Origin of the sequence: Mesorhizobium sp. M1088 (assembly GCF_040318575.1) — a bacterium.
GTDB lineage: Bacteria > Pseudomonadota > Alphaproteobacteria > Rhizobiales > Rhizobiaceae > Mesorhizobium.
Window position 1 is genome coordinate 36,783 of sequence record NZ_JAMYMO010000020.1, and the last position, 14,066, is coordinate 50,848.

The following is a 14,066-nucleotide window of genomic DNA, read 5'->3' on the forward strand; positions in this document are numbered from 1 at the left end:
GCGGGCGGCCATTGTCTCAAAGCGTAGGCGGATATTTAAGGTCTGGCAAACTCAGGAAGTTCCGGAAAAAACGGCTTCGCTTGCCTTTTCGTTCGCAATCCGCCGAAAAGCTTGCCAAAAATTACCATCGCGCGGAAAATACGTCAATAGTGCTGACATAATTTCCTGCTTCACACGGAGATAAGATGACGAGCCACGCAGCCGCAGAGCCGATCAGGACGGCGATCACCGACGAGGACGGCATCGATTTCGCCATCATCGAGTTGTTCTTCTTCGCCTATCGCGACTTTACCTCCGATCCGGACCAGATCCTGGCCGATTACGGTTTTGGCCGCGCCCATCATCGGGTGTTGCATTTTGTCAATCGCCGGCCCGGCCTGACGGTCGCCGAGCTCCTCGATGTGCTCAAGATCACCAAGCAGAGCCTGGCGCGCGTGCTCAAGCAACTGATCGACACCGACCATATCGTGCAATTGCAGGGCCCCCGCGACCGCCGCCAGCGCGAGCTTTATCCGACGGCCAAGGGCCGTGCTCTGGCGCTGGCACTGGCGCGGCCACAGTCGCGCCGCATCCATGCTGCATTGGAAGATTCCGGAGCCACCGAACGCGCCGTTATCGAACGGTTCCTTGAAGCGATGGTCAATCCGGAACTAAGGGCGCAGATCGACATTGTGCCCGCAAAGATGTCAGGGAAAAGCCATGGAGACCATTGAGAGGGTTGATCATCCGACAGCACCGGAAGACGACGCGCCGCATCTGCTGGTGGTCGACGACGACACCCGAATCCGCAATCTTCTGAAACAGTATCTGACCGAAAACGGTTTTCGCGTCACCGTCGCCGGAAATTCGGGCGAGGCGCGGCGCAAGCTCGCCGGCCTCGACTTCGATCTGATCGTGCTTGACGTCATGATGCCGGGTGAAAGCGGCGTCGATCTCACCAAGGCGCTGCGGACGGAGAAAAACGTGCCGATCCTGATGCTCACCGCACTGTCCGAAACCGACAGCCGGATCACCGGGCTCGAGGCCGGCGCCGACGACTATCTGCCTAAACCGTTCGACCCGCGCGAGCTGATCCTGCGCATCAACAATATCCTGCGCCGCGGCGGCCCCGTGACGACTCCCAAGGTCGAACAGCTGGTCTTTGGCCCCTATACGTTCCAGATCGCCAGGCGTGAGCTGAAGCGCGGCGGCGAGGCGCTCAAGCTGACCGACCGCGAGCAGGAAATCCTGGCGATCTTCGCTGCGCGTGCCGGCGAAACGATACCGCGGCACGAGCTTGTCGGCGATGAATCCGAGGTCGGCGAGCGCACGATCGACGTCCAGATCAACCGGCTCCGCCGCAAGATCGAACGCGATCCGTCCAATCCGGTCTGGCTGCAGACCGTGCGCGGTATTGGGTATCGGCTCAGCGTGGAATAGAATGCCGCCGACAGCGGCCCTTTGCCGGGTCCCGGTGAGCGAAAGGACGAATGGCGACCACGCAACTCGAACGGCCGGGAGATGGCGGCTTCAGCGCCCGCGCGACGCGGGCGCTCAAGGCCGTGCCGCGCGCCTGGAACCGTTTCTGGCGCCTGGTGTCGCTTTACATGCCGAAGCGGCTCTATGCCCGCTCGCTGATCATCGTCATCGCGCCAATGATCATGCTGCAGTCGGTCGTCGCCTTTGTCTTCATGGAGCGCCACTGGCAGACCGTGACGCAACGCCTGTCGCAGGCCACGGTGCGCGACATCGCCGCCATCATCGACCTGATAGAGACCTATCCGCATGACGCCGACTACGCCAACGTCATCCGCATCGCCCAGGATCGCATGCAGCTGAAAGTCGACCTCCTACCGCCCGACCCGCTGCCGCCTCCCGGGCCAAAGCCGTTCTTCTCGATCCTCGACGAGATCCTTTCGTCCGAGATCACCCGCCAGATCAACCGTCCGTTCTGGATCGATACGGTCGGCAATTCCAATATCGTCGAGGTCCGCGTCCAGCTCGAGAACAAGGTGCTGCGCGTCTTCGTGCGCCGCAGCCAGGCCTATGCATCGAACACCCATATTTTCCTAATCTGGATGGTCGGCACCTCGCTGGTGCTGCTGATGATCGCCATTCCCTTCCTGCGCAACCAGATCCGGCCGATTCTGACGCTGGCCGAGGCGGCCGAGAGCTTCGGCAAGGGCCGGCCGATGCCGCGCGATTTTCGCCCGCGCGGCGCGGAGGAAGTCCGCCGCGCCGGCTTTGCCTTCATCCAGATGCGCGAACGCATCGAACGTCAGCTCGAGCAGCGCACCGCCATGCTGAGCGGCGTCAGCCACGATCTGAGGACCATCCTCACTCGCTTCAAGCTGCAATTGGCGCTTGCCGGGACCAAGGCGGCCGATACCCAGGCACTCGACCAAGACATCGACGACATGCAGTCGATGCTGGAAGGCTACCTTGCATTTGCACGCGGCGAAGCTTCGGAAGACGCCGGTCAGTTCGATCTCGAAGCCTTCTTCGACAAGCTTCGCGAGGAAGCCGCGCTGCGCAAGCGCAAGCTGTCGACCGTGCTTGTCGGCGATCCGCATGTGCACGTGCGCCCCAATGCCTTTGCGCGGCTGCTTTCCAACGTCGTCGGCAATGCATTCCGCTATGCCAAGACGGTGGAGATCAATGCCAATCATGGGCGCGGTTCGCTGCTCGTCACCATCGACGATGACGGCCCGGGAATTCCGCCCGAAAAGCGAGAGGATGTATTCAAGCCGTTCGTGCGGCTGGACGAGGCCCGCAACCTCGACGCCAGCGGCACCGGCCTTGGCCTCTCCATCGCACGAGACATTGCCCGCAGCCATGGCGGCGACATTGTCCTCGAACGCAGCCCGCTCGGCGGCCTTCGGGCGGTGATCAAGGTCCCCGCTTGACGGCAGCGACATCCGGCCTTCATCGGCCCGTCATGAAACCATGGTGAAGAGCGCCAATGAAGCGCGCGATCCTGATTGATTCGGCCCTGCGGCCTCATTTCGACCCCGCGCCTGCCCAGGTGCGCTGGTGCGACGCCCGAGCTGCGGCGTGGTCGCCGCTCAGGCGTCGCGGCGAGGCAATCAAGCTTGCCGCCAAGGGACCGCCATGCGCATCCTGATGGTCACCGACGCCTGGCGCCCGCAAGTCAACGGCGTCGTCCACACGCTGGAGCGTCTCTCGGAGACCCTGAAATCCTTCGATATCGAGACGGACTTCCTGACGCCGAATATCTTTCGCACCCTGCCTCTGCCGACCTATCCCGATATCAGGCTGGCGCTGACGACGCCGCACCGCGTGGCGCAGCTGATCGAGGCACGCAAGGTGGACCACATCCATATCGTCACCGAAGGACCGCTCGGCATTATGGCCCGGCGCTACTGCCGCAACGCCGGCCGCCCGTTCACGACCAGCTATCACACACGTTTTCCGGAATATCTGAGCGCGCGCCTGCCGGTGCCTGAAGCATGGGCCTATCGCTGGCTGCGTGATTTCCACAATTCAGGACAGGGCACGCTGGTTGCCACCCAGTCGCTTGCCGACGATCTTGCGGCGCGCGGCTTCACCAAGCTCCGGCCGTGGACGCGCGGCGTCGACACCGATCATTTTCGGCCGGACAAAAGAAAGGACCTGGGATTTCCCGGACCGATCTTCCTCTGCGTCGGCCGCGTCGCGATCGAAAAGAACCTGCCGGCCTTCCTAGACCTCGACCTGCCCGGCAGCAAGTTGGTCGTAGGCGAAGGGCCGGAATTGGCGAAGCTGAAGCCCAAATATCCCGATGCCCATTTCCTTGGCCATCGTCCGAACGACGAACTGGCCGAGATCTACGCCTCGGCCGATGCTTTCGTCTTCCCCAGCCGTACCGACACGTTCGGCAACGTCATCATCGAGGCGCTGGCCAGCGGCACGCCGGTCGCAGCCTATCCCGTCACCGGACCCATCGATATTGTGGGTGACGGCATCGGCGGCGCGGTATCGGACGACCTGCGGCAAGCAGCGCTCGCCGCCCTTCACGTCGACCGCGCCGAGGCGCGGCAACGCGCGATGCGCTACAGCTGGAAGGCCTGCGCGGAAATGTTCATGGAAACGGTCGAAGAGGCGCTGGGTACCAGGCGTAAACTGGCTGCGTGAGCAACAGCGCAGCTAGAACAATCTGCCTCCGTCCGGCACCTTGCGCTCGATCGCGCCAAGCACCACCGCGCCCTCTTCATCGGGAAAGCCGAGCGTCAGCACTTCCGACATGAATGGCCCGATCTGACGCGGCGGGAAATTGACCACAGCGAACACCTGCCGGCCGATCAGGGTTTCGGGCGTATAATATTTCGTGATCTGGGCCGAGGATTTCTTCACCCCGATCACGGGACCGAAATCGATTTTCAATTTGATCGCCGGCTTGCGCGCCTCGGGAAAAGGCTCGGCCTCGACGATCGTGCCGGCGCGGATGTCGATGCGGTCGAAATCGGCAAAGCTGATCTCGGGTTTTCGCGCGTTGCTCGAAACCATCGACGGTCAGGCGTTTCCGTAGGTTTCGAACAGCACGCCGGCCAACGCATCCTTGGCCGAAGTTCCTGACCAGACGACGAACTGGAACGCCTGGAAATAGCATTCGCAGGCCTCCAGCGCCGACGACAGCAGCACCTCGACCTGCTGGCTCGACGGCTCGACCCCACCGGCCAGCAGCAGCGACTGGCGGAACATGATGGCGCCTTCCTGCTCCCAGAGGTCGAAATGGCCAAATAGCATCTGCTCGTTGATCAGCGAAAGCAGCCGCATCACCTCGAGCGCACGCGCCTCCGGGACCTTGATGTCGAAGGCGCAGGCCAGGTGCAGCGCCTCATAGTCCTCCATCCAGGAGAATGAAACGTGGTAGTCGGTCCAGCTTCCGGCAACAGAGATCGAGATCTCGTCGTCGCCGGCCCGCTCGAAGGACCAATCGTTGTTGTGCGCCACCTGCTCGATAACATCCACCGGATGGATTTCGCGGGAGAATTCGAGTTCGAGAAGTTCCATGAAATGCTTCCTGTCGTTCTGGGAGCGCCACCACACGCTCCGCGGGAGAGGCACACTCGAACAATTCTGCCTAGAACTCGGACGGCCAGGACTTCGTCAACGCAAAGACCCCGGACCGGACCCCACCGCCCGGCGCATGACCCTGCTCCGAATCATGCAACAAATTCAGTCTATTGATCGGGAGTCGCGTGACCAGCCAAATTTTTCGCACTGCGTCATTCGCATGTGGAAAGGCGCTGTCACAAAGATTCACGCAGTACCGGTAAGCGATTCACGACAAAGCGCTTTTTGCGATCCGGCTTTGTGGAAAAGTTTAACGATTTATTTCTTGTTATTTTTTTGCACGCGGCTTTGACGCAGCCGCAGGCGCTGGTTGACCGGTCAATTCGGCAAGCCTGGCCTCGAGCGCCTCGATGCGAGCGGCGAGGCGGGTGTTTTCTTCCCTGGCCTTCGCCGCCATGTCGCGAGCGGCCTCGAATTCCTCGCGCTGCACCACGTCCATGGAGTTGAGTATGCGCTCGGCCTGGCCCCTGAAGGCGGTCTCCACCTCGCGCCGCACGCCTTGCGCGGCACCGGCTGCATCGGTCATCAGCTTGGCGAATTCATCGAGAATGCGGTTCGGTCCGGTCGCCATGGCAAATCCTCGCTTGGTCGAATTGACGTAGTGGCGCGCGATTCGGAATGCAAGCATATGCTTGCCTTGACCCCGCCAAAAGCCTGCCGCATGGTCCGCGCCCGAACCTGATTGGGAACCCGGAGACCCTGTTGAGCGAATATTTGCTGCCGCTGGCCGCCCTGCCCTTTCCCAACATCGACCCGGTCATCGTCCGGATCGGACCGCTGGCGGTGCATTGGTACGGCGTCGGCTACATCGTCGGCATTCTGTTCGCCTGGTGGTATGCCAAGCGCCTCGTCACCAACCCAAAACTGTGGCCCGACGGCACCCTGCCGATGAAGCCCGTCGACCTCGACGACTTCATCGTCTGGGCAGCCATCGGTGTGGTGCTCGGCGGACGCACCGGCTACGTGCTGTTCTACGACCTGCCGCGCTACATTGCCAATCCGCTCGATATCGTCGCCGTCTGGCAGGGCGGGATGTCGTTTCATGGCGGCCTGATCGGCGTCATTCTCGCAATGACGCTGTTTTCCCGGTCTCGCGGCATCCGCACATGGTCGCTGTTCGACGTGGTTGCCGCCGGCGTGCCGGTGGGGCTTGGCCTCGTTCGCCTGGCAAACTTCATCAATTCCGAACTATGGGGCCGGCCGACCGACGTTCCATGGGCATTCGAATTCCCCAATGGCGGCCCATTTGCACGCCATCCGAGCCAGATCTACGAGGCGCTCCTCGAAGGGCTGGTGTTGTTCCTTGTCCTGCGCTTCCTCACCCATTCGCGGCTCAAGCTGAAGGCGCCGCGCTTCGTCGGCGGCGCGTTCATCGCCGGCTATGGCGCCTCGCGCATCTTCGTCGAATTCTTTCGCGAGCCCGACCAGCAGCTTGGCTACCTCCTTGGCACGAGCTGGCTGACCATGGGAATGGTGCTGTCACTGCCGATGGTGCTGGCCGGCATCTGGGCGATGGCTACAGCCAAGCCGGTGACAAAACCGCAGCCGGCATGACGCGGCTGAAGACCCGCATCGCCGAGCTGATCGGTGCGGTGGGACCGATCCCCATCAGCGAATACATGGCGCTCTGCCTGTTCGATCCGCTGGACGGCTACTATACGACACGCGAGCCGTTCGGCGCCGCCGGCGACTTCGTCACCGCGCCGGAGATCAGCCAGATGTTTGGCGAACTGGTCGCCATCTGGCTCTACCAGGCGTGGCTGGCGATCGACCGGCCGACGCCGGTCGCCATCGCCGAAATAGGCCCCGGCCGCGGCACGCTGATGAGAGATATGCTGCGCACGCTTTCGCGGCTCGATCCGACGCTTACCGCCAGCGCATCGTTCGCCTTGATCGAGACCAGTCCGCGGTTGACCGAGGTCCAGAAACGAACGCTTGCCGGGACGTCGGCCACCGTCGCCTGGCATGAGGCCGTGGACACACTACCGCAGGCGCCGCTTCTGATTGTTGGTAATGAGCTGTTTGACGCGGTGCCCATCCGCCAGTTCGTCCGCGCCGGAGCCGGCTGGCGCGAGCGGATGATCGGTCTCGACGATGCGAACCGGCTGCGCTTTTTCGTCGGCGCCGGCTCGCTCGACCCGATGCTGCTGCCGGAGGGTGCCGAGAATGCGCCGGAAGGTGCGATCGTCGAGGTGGCGCCAGCCCGCGCCGCCCTGATGGCGGCCATCGCCGGGCGACTTGCCGGATTTGGCGGCGCCGGCCTGTTTCTCGACTACGGTCACCTCCAGCCCGGGATCGGCGACACCTTGCAGGCCTTGCGCAAGCACCGTCATGAGGACGTGCTGGCCAATCCGGGGCGGGCCGATCTCACAGCCCATGTCGATTTCGCTGCCCTCGCGGCAACCGTTCGGGCACACAGCCTCGATGCCCACCTCTCAACGCAAGGTGAATTCCTGCTCAAGATGGGGCTTCTCGAACGAGCTGGCCGGCTCGGCGCCAATGCCGATGAGGCAGCTCGCGAAAAGATCGCGGCCGACGTCGAGCGCCTCGCCGGCCCGCTGGCCATGGGCGAACTCTTCAAGGTGCTTGCCGTCCTCCCCGCCGGCATTGCCGTTCCGCCGTTTCCAAGCATGGATTGACTTTTCGCTGCCGCCTCTCCCACTCTCCCATCTCCGACTAGCGGCCGACATCAACTGCGCCAGCCTTAAACTGACCAGCCTTCAACTGCGCCCTTCAACTCGCTTGACGAAATCGCCCATACGGACAACAAAGCCGCCATGCTGAATCAGACCAAACCGGATCCCGTTCGGTCGCCCTTGCTGGAAACGGCGCAAGGCATCCGCCACGGCTACTTCACGCGCGTCGGCGGCATTTCCAGCGGCATCTACCGGGGCCTCAACATCGGCACCGGCTCGAACGACGACCAGACGCTGGTGCGCGAGAATCGCCGCCGGGTCGCCGAATGGATGGGCGTGCCTGCAAACCATCTGCTGACCGCTCACCAAGTTCATTCGCCGGACGTCGTCATTGCCAGGGAGCCTTTTGCCGGCGAGCGGCCCAAGGCCGACGCAATTGTCACCGACCGGCCGGGCATTGCCGTCGGTGCCTCGACCGCCGACTGCGGACCGGTCCTCTTCGCCGACGCCGAGGCGCGCATTATCGGCGCCGCCCATGCCGGCTGGAAAGGCGCTTTCACCGGAGTGCTGGAAAACACCATCGCGGCAATGGAAAGCCTCGGCGCCCGGCGCGACCGCATCGTCGCAGTGCTCGGTCCTTCGATCGGCCCACGGAATTACGAAGTCGGACCGGAATTCGTCGCCCGTTTCGTCGACGCCGATGCCGGCAGTGCCCGCTATTTCGCGCCCTCCGCAAATGCCGGACACGCGATGTTCGATCTCAACCGCTACACGGTCGACCGGCTGACCAGGGCTGGCGTCAATGCCGAAGGACTTGGCCGCTGCACCTATGCCGAGGAAGAGCTTTTCTACTCCTATCGGCGCAGCACGCATCGCAACGAGCCCGACTACGGGCGGCAGGTTTCGGCAATCGTTTTGGAGGCTGACTGATGGCGCTGCATTTCGAACGCTCGGAATTCGACGCGCGGCGCGATCGACTGATGATCGAGATCGCCGAAAAGAAGCTCGACGCCGTCCTGCTGTTTGCCCAGGAAAGCATGTATTGGCTAACCGGCTACGACACCTTCGGCTTCTGCTTTTTCCAGTGCCTGGTGGTCAAGGCCGACGGCTCGATGGTGCTGCTGACGCGTTCGGCCGACTTGCGCCAGGCGCGCCACACCTCGATCATCGACAACATCGTTTTGTGGACGGACCGCAACGGCGCCAATCCGGCGGTAGATCTGCGCAATCTGCTCAACGAGCTTGACCTGCTCGGCGCCCGGATCGGCGTCGAATACGACACCCACGGCCTGACCGCCTATAATGGCCGGCGCCTCGACGAGCAGTTGCAGACCTTCGGGCAGATCGCGGATGCCTCCGGCATTGTCAGCCGGCTACGGCTATTCAAGAGCCCGGCAGAAATCGCCAAGGCGGAAAAAGCCGCAAATCTGGCCGACGACGCGCTGGACGCAGCACTGCCGCTGATCAAGCAGGGTGGCGATGAGGCGCTGATCCTCGCCGCCATGCAAGGTGCGATCTTTGCCGGCGGCGGCGATTATCCGGCCAACGAGTTCATCATCGGCTCCGGAGTCGACGCCCTGCTTTGCCGCTACAAGGCCGGTCGCCGCAAGCTCACCAAGAACGACCAGCTGACGCTCGAATGGGCCGGTGTCTTCCACCACTACCATGCGGCAATGATGCGCACGGTGTTGACCGGCAAGGTATCGAAACGCCACCAGGAATTGTTCGATGCCGCCCGCGCCGCGCTACTTGCAGTCGAGAAGGCGATGACGCCCGGCAATACGTTCGGCGACGTGTTCGACGCCCATGCCCGCACCCTCGAAGCCCACAACTTGACCAAGCACCGGCTCAATGCCTGCGGCTATTCGCTCGGCGCCCGCTTCACCCCGTCCTGGATGGATATGCCGATGTTCTATCAGGGTAATCCCGAACCGATTGCGCCGAACATGACGCTGTTCGCCCATATGATCATCATGGACTCCGAAACCGAAACCGCGATGACGCTTGGCCGCACCTATCTGACCACCGAATCCCAGCCGAAGCCGCTGTCCCGCCATGATCTCGACTTGATCGTGCAGTGAATCCATAATGGAGAGAGTGTGAGGGGCGTTCGTCGCCAAGGAGTTTTCAGGCTAATGAGACGATCGCATGTGACGACCGTGTCATTGCTCGTGGCGCTGGCACTGGCGGCCTGCACCAATGCGAAGGACGTTCTCGAACCCTCGGCCATTGCCCCGCAATCGACGCAATCCCTCTCCGGAGCCGGAGGTGCCGCGACGCCCCCCGCAACTCCGGCTCAGCCTGCCGGCACCGCGCAAACTGCAGATACGGCGCAGCCTTCCGCTGCAGCAGCCGTGCCGCCCGCCAAAAGCGCGGCTGCCATTGCGCGGACCCGGCTGCAGGTGGCGCCGATCGTCGGCGCCTCGGTAGAAGCCGCGACACCGCTGACCGCCGAGCTTCAGACACGCGCCAGGCAGCGCGGCATCACCTTGGCCGGCAGCACCGACCAGACCCCAACACATGTGCTCAAGGGCTATTTCTCGACCATGACGGAAGGCAAGGACACTACCGTCATCTATGTCTGGGACATCTATGACCCGGCCGGCAACCGGCTGCATCGCATCAACGGCCAGCAGAAGGCGCCGTCTGTTGGCGGCGGCGAAGGCTGGACGGCGGTCGCGCCTGCGACCATGCAGGCAATTGCCGACCAGACAATCGACCAGTTCGCCACCTGGCTTGGCGGCGGCGCCGGCTGACCTGGAGCATAATTCCGAAAGTGAAATCCGGTTTTCGGAAAAGATCATACTCAGACTGAAAGATAGAGCTATGCCGATTCCGTCGGCGTCGAAGTGGACCTATCGCCGCATCGTCAAGCCGTAAGCGTTTATTGAGATTAGCCGGCGGATTCCCATTCACGACGCTTGCAATACCGGCGCGGGCCGCTAAAAGCCCGACTAAGAGGCTGGAGTGCTATCGGAGTCTCTCAATCCTTCGCCAGGAACGGTGCATGAAGCTCTTCGCGGGCAATTCCAACAGGGTGCTGGCCGAATCAGTCGCCCGCTACCTCAACATTCCGCTGGGCAAGGCCAGCGTCAGGCGCTTCGCCGACCAGGAAATCTTCGTCGAGATCCAGGAGAATGTGCGCGGCGAGGACGTCTTCATCCTGCAGTCCACCTCGTTCCCGACCAACGATCATTTGATGGAACTGCTCATCATGATCGACGCCTTCATGCGCTCTTCGGCCAAGCGCATCACTGCGGTTATTCCTTATTTCGGCTATGCCAGGCAGGATCGCCGTGCCTCGGGCCGCACACCGATCTCGGCCAAGCTGGTCGCCAACATGATCACCAGGGCGGGCGTCAACCGGGTGCTGACCCTGGATCTCCATGCCGGCCAGATTCAAGGCTTCTTCGACATCCCGACCGACAATCTGTTTTCCGTGCCGGTCATGGCCCGCGACGTAAAGGCGAAATACAAGCAGCTTGCCAATGTCATGGTGGTGTCGCCGGATGTCGGCGGCGTGGTCCGCGCCCGCGCGCTCGCCAAGCGCATCGACGCCCAGCTTGCCATCGTCGACAAGCGCCGCGAGCGCCCCGGCGAATCGGAAGTCATGAACGTCATCGGTGACGTGCGCGGCAAGGATTGCCTGTTGATCGACGACATCATCGATTCGGGCGGCACGCTGTGCAATGCGGCCGATGCGCTGCTTGCCGATGGCGCCACCAGTGTGACCGCCTATACTACCCATGGCGTTTTGTCCGGCGGCGCCATCGCCCGCATCGGCGCCTCGAAACTGCAGGAACTGGTCATCACCGATTCCATCCAGCCGACCCAGGCAGTGCTGGACGCCGCCAATATCCGCGTCATCTCCATCGCCGAACTGATGGGCGAGGCGATCTCGCGCACGGCGACCGAGGAATCGGTGTCGAGCCTGTTCGATTAATGCGTGTCGCGCAAAACTGTGCAGCGGTTTTGCGATAACGACATGCATACAACAAGAACCCAAAGCGCGTCGCATGAGGCCGGTCGAACGCGACGCCCTTCAGGGCTGCGCCTCAGGCCGAGCCGGACCACTTGTTCGTCGCACACCTTCGCCAGCATCACGGGCGCCCCGCATGTAACCGCGTGGCGAGGCTCCCAGCATGCGCTTGAACATGGTGATGAACGCCGGCACGCTGTCATAGCCGAGATCGAGCGCCACCCTCGTGATCGGCTCGCCGTCGGCCAGCCGTGGCAGCGCCGCGAACAGACAGGCCTGCTGACGCCAGGTCGACAGCGACAATCCGGTCTGGCGGTGGAACGCGCGGGTGAAAGAGCGGCGGCTCATGCCGACGATAGCAGCCCACTCGTCGATCGTCGCATGCGGTGACGGTGCCGACACGAAGCGCCGGCACAGCGTCGCCAACCTTGCATCGGACGGGAACGGAAGGCCGAGCGGCCGTTCCGGCAGGTTCGGGATTTCGTGCAGCAGGAGCTTCATGATCAGTCCACCCCGCCCCTTCAGCTCGGCGCCTTGCGGCAGCTTTTCCGATTCCACGATCAGGCTGTGCATCAGGTCGGTGATGCCGACGACACGCAACCCGTCCGGCAGGCCGGGAATGGCCTCCGGCATCACATAGACGGACCGCATGCTGACGTCGCCCAGCATCTCGACGGAATGTTCGGTGCCGGCGGGGATCCACATCGCGTGGTCCGGAGGCACCATCCAGCGCCCATGCCGCGTCTTCACCAGCACGACACCGACCAGCGCGTGCAGCAACTGGCTGCGGCTATGATGGTGCGGTGGCACATGGTAGCCGTCCGGATATTCGGTCGGCAGCGCCACTGCCGGCCCTACGGCCTGCTCCAGCCATTGCCAGCGACGCTCATGCAACAGCCCGAGATCGGTGTCGCCCGCTCTGAACATTTCCCTGCCATGCGGCATCAGCTATGGCCCACTTGCGAAACTATTGGACCAAACCACGAAAGAAGTCGCGTGACAAGCAACGTATAAGGCTGCGCCCTATAAGACCGCCTGCGGGAGCGCCCGCCAAAAAGACCACGGAGCCTGCCTTGACCGATACCACAGCAACCGCCGACGCCAAGCCGGCAGCGGCCAGCCACATTTCAGCTCAGGCGACGGCCTTCACCGTCATCCTGGCGGTGAGCTTCTGCCATTGCATCAACGATATCATGCAGTCGCTGCTGTCGGCGATCTATCCGCTGCTGAAGGACAATTACGGTCTCGATTTCTGGCAGATCGGCCTTTTGACTTTTACCTTCCAGGTGACGGCATCCTTGCTGCAGCCGGTGATCGGCATGATTACCGACAAGCGGCCGATGCCTTATTCGCTGCCCTACGGCATGGCTTCTTCGCTGATCGGGCTGGTCGTGCTGGCCTATGCCGGACATTACTCGCTGCTCCTCATCGGCGCCTCGCTGATCGGCATCGGCTCAGCGATCTTCCACCCGGAATCCTCACGCATCGCCCGCTTCGCCTCCGGTGGCCGGTTCGGTCTTGCGCAGTCGCTGTTCCAAGTCGGCGGCAATTTCGGCCAAGCGATGGGGCCGCTGCTGGCAGCCTTCATCGTCGTGCCCTTCGGCCAGACCAGCATCGCCTGGTTTGCCGGCGGCTCGCTGATCGGCATCATCGTGCTGTGGCAGGTTGGCGGCTGGTACAGCCGCCTGCGCGCCGCACAGGGCACCCGCAAGGCGGCACGCTTCGTTTCGCCTTTCCCGCGCCGCAAGGTCCTGGGCGCGCTGGCGGTGCTGACCTTGCTGGTATTGACCAAGAACGCCTACATCGCCAGCCTGTCCAGCTACTACACCTTCTATGCCATCCATAAATTCGGCGTTTCGGTGCAGATGTCGCAGGTCATGCTGTTCCTGTTCCTCGGCGCCTCGGCCCTGGGCATCCTGCTCGGCGGCCCGTTCGGCGACCGCTACGGACAGAAGGCGATGATCTGGTTCTCGATCGTCGGCGTGCTGCCCTTCACCCTGGCCCTGCCCTACGCCAATTTCGAGTGGACAATGGTTCTCACCGTGCTGATCGGCCTGATCCTGTCCTCGGCCTTCTCGAACATCGTCGTCTTCGCGCAGGAACTGGTGCCCGGCCGGGTCGGCATGATCGCCGGCATCTTTTTCGGCTTCGCCTTCGGCATGGGCGGCATCGCGGCCGCCGTGCTTGGCGTCGTCGCCGACATGAAGGGCATCGATTTCGTCTTCCAGGTCTGCTCGTATTTGCCGCTGCTCGGGCTGCTGACGGTCCTCCTGCCTAACATGAAGGAAGCGAGGAAGGTGGAGGCGGGGACCACGATCGGGTGAAGTTTGGGTTGGACTTCGGCTTCCCCGCCCACCGGGCAGCGCGAAATTCGGTTCTCGACATAGACTTCGAGC

The 14,066-nt window shown here is 62.8% G+C and carries 15 protein-coding genes; 11 read left to right on the forward strand and 4 right to left on the reverse strand.

The features are described 5' to 3' along the window. The first annotated feature begins 185 nt into the window (after positions 1–185). The 4 genes from NKH49_RS21445 (at position 186) to NKH49_RS21460 (ending at position 4,113) form a co-directional block, all read left to right on the forward strand. Positions 186–713, forward strand: a complete 528-nt coding sequence (locus NKH49_RS21445) for a MarR family winged helix-turn-helix transcriptional regulator (protein WP_023719182.1) — start codon at positions 186–188, stop codon at positions 711–713. Further along, positions 700–1,419: a response regulator gene (locus tag NKH49_RS21450; RefSeq protein WP_352927740.1), complete on the forward strand. Its 720-nt coding sequence runs from the start codon at positions 700–702 to the stop codon at positions 1,417–1,419. The genes NKH49_RS21445 and NKH49_RS21450 overlap by 14 nt, the downstream gene beginning before the upstream one ends. A gap of 50 nt (positions 1,420–1,469) precedes the next feature. Then, positions 1,470–2,885 (forward strand): ATP-binding protein, encoded by a 1,416-nt coding sequence (locus tag NKH49_RS21455; RefSeq protein ID WP_352541020.1) that lies wholly within the window; start codon positions 1,470–1,472, stop codon positions 2,883–2,885. A gap of 205 nt (positions 2,886–3,090) precedes the next feature. Beyond that, complete coding sequence (locus NKH49_RS21460) at positions 3,091–4,113, forward strand: glycosyltransferase family 4 protein (RefSeq protein WP_352816055.1); 1,023 nt, start codon at positions 3,091–3,093, stop codon at positions 4,111–4,113. Positions 4,114–4,125: 12 nt separating this feature from the next. On the opposite strand, the gene NKH49_RS21465 is transcribed toward NKH49_RS21460, so the two are convergent. The 3 genes from NKH49_RS21465 to NKH49_RS21475 all read right to left on the reverse strand — a co-directional run bounded on the left by NKH49_RS21465 (position 4,126) and on the right by NKH49_RS21475 (position 5,626). Further along, complete coding sequence (locus NKH49_RS21465; protein ID WP_023678419.1) at positions 4,126–4,485, reverse strand: tRNA-binding protein; 360 nt, start codon at positions 4,483–4,485, stop codon at positions 4,126–4,128. Positions 4,486–4,491: 6 nt separating this feature from the next. After that, entirely contained in the window at positions 4,492–4,992 is a 501-nt protein-coding gene (locus tag NKH49_RS21470; protein WP_023678420.1) for a type III secretion system chaperone family protein, read from the reverse strand. Between the two features lie 331 nt (positions 4,993–5,323). Beyond that, the gene (locus NKH49_RS21475; RefSeq protein WP_352469829.1) at positions 5,324–5,626 is read right to left on the reverse strand and encodes an accessory factor UbiK family protein; all 303 of its coding nucleotides are present in this window, start codon (positions 5,624–5,626) and stop codon (positions 5,324–5,326) included. A gap of 131 nt (positions 5,627–5,757) precedes the next feature. Between NKH49_RS21475 and lgt the strand changes: the two genes are divergently transcribed. The 6 genes from lgt (at position 5,758) to NKH49_RS21505 (ending at position 11,634) form a co-directional block, all read left to right on the forward strand. Further along, on the forward strand, positions 5,758–6,609 hold the full coding sequence (lgt, locus tag NKH49_RS21480; protein WP_352450498.1) for a prolipoprotein diacylglyceryl transferase: 852 nt from the start codon (positions 5,758–5,760) through the stop codon (positions 6,607–6,609). Beyond that, positions 6,606–7,694: a class I SAM-dependent methyltransferase gene (locus NKH49_RS21485; RefSeq protein ID WP_352541016.1), complete on the forward strand. Its 1,089-nt coding sequence runs from the start codon at positions 6,606–6,608 to the stop codon at positions 7,692–7,694. Before lgt ends, NKH49_RS21485 begins: the two co-directional genes overlap by 4 nt. A gap of 138 nt (positions 7,695–7,832) precedes the next feature. Next, positions 7,833–8,621, forward strand: coding sequence for a peptidoglycan editing factor PgeF (gene pgeF, locus NKH49_RS21490; protein WP_352683930.1), 789 nt, complete (start codon positions 7,833–7,835; stop codon positions 8,619–8,621). Beyond that, a complete protein-coding gene (locus NKH49_RS21495) occupies positions 8,621–9,772 on the forward strand; it encodes a M24 family metallopeptidase (RefSeq protein WP_023678425.1) in 1,152 nt (383 codons plus the stop codon). Before pgeF ends, NKH49_RS21495 begins: the two co-directional genes overlap by 1 nt. A 54-nt stretch (positions 9,773–9,826) precedes the next feature. Further along, positions 9,827–10,447, forward strand: coding sequence for a hypothetical protein (locus tag NKH49_RS21500; RefSeq protein ID WP_023678426.1), 621 nt, complete (start codon positions 9,827–9,829; stop codon positions 10,445–10,447). A 251-nt stretch (positions 10,448–10,698) separates the two neighbouring features. Continuing rightward, the gene (locus tag NKH49_RS21505; protein ID WP_023678427.1) at positions 10,699–11,634 is read left to right on the forward strand and encodes a ribose-phosphate pyrophosphokinase; all 936 of its coding nucleotides are present in this window, start codon (positions 10,699–10,701) and stop codon (positions 11,632–11,634) included. Between the two features lie 99 nt (positions 11,635–11,733). Here NKH49_RS21505 and NKH49_RS21510 read toward each other — a convergent pair whose 3' ends face one another. Further along, positions 11,734–12,615, reverse strand: coding sequence for an AraC family transcriptional regulator (locus NKH49_RS21510; RefSeq protein ID WP_352469749.1), 882 nt, complete (start codon positions 12,613–12,615; stop codon positions 11,734–11,736). A 128-nt stretch (positions 12,616–12,743) separates the two neighbouring features. Between NKH49_RS21510 and NKH49_RS21515 the strand changes: the two genes are divergently transcribed. Then, complete coding sequence (locus NKH49_RS21515) at positions 12,744–13,994, forward strand: MFS transporter (RefSeq protein ID WP_352541014.1); 1,251 nt, start codon at positions 12,744–12,746, stop codon at positions 13,992–13,994. Positions 13,995–14,066 lie beyond the last annotated feature (72 nt).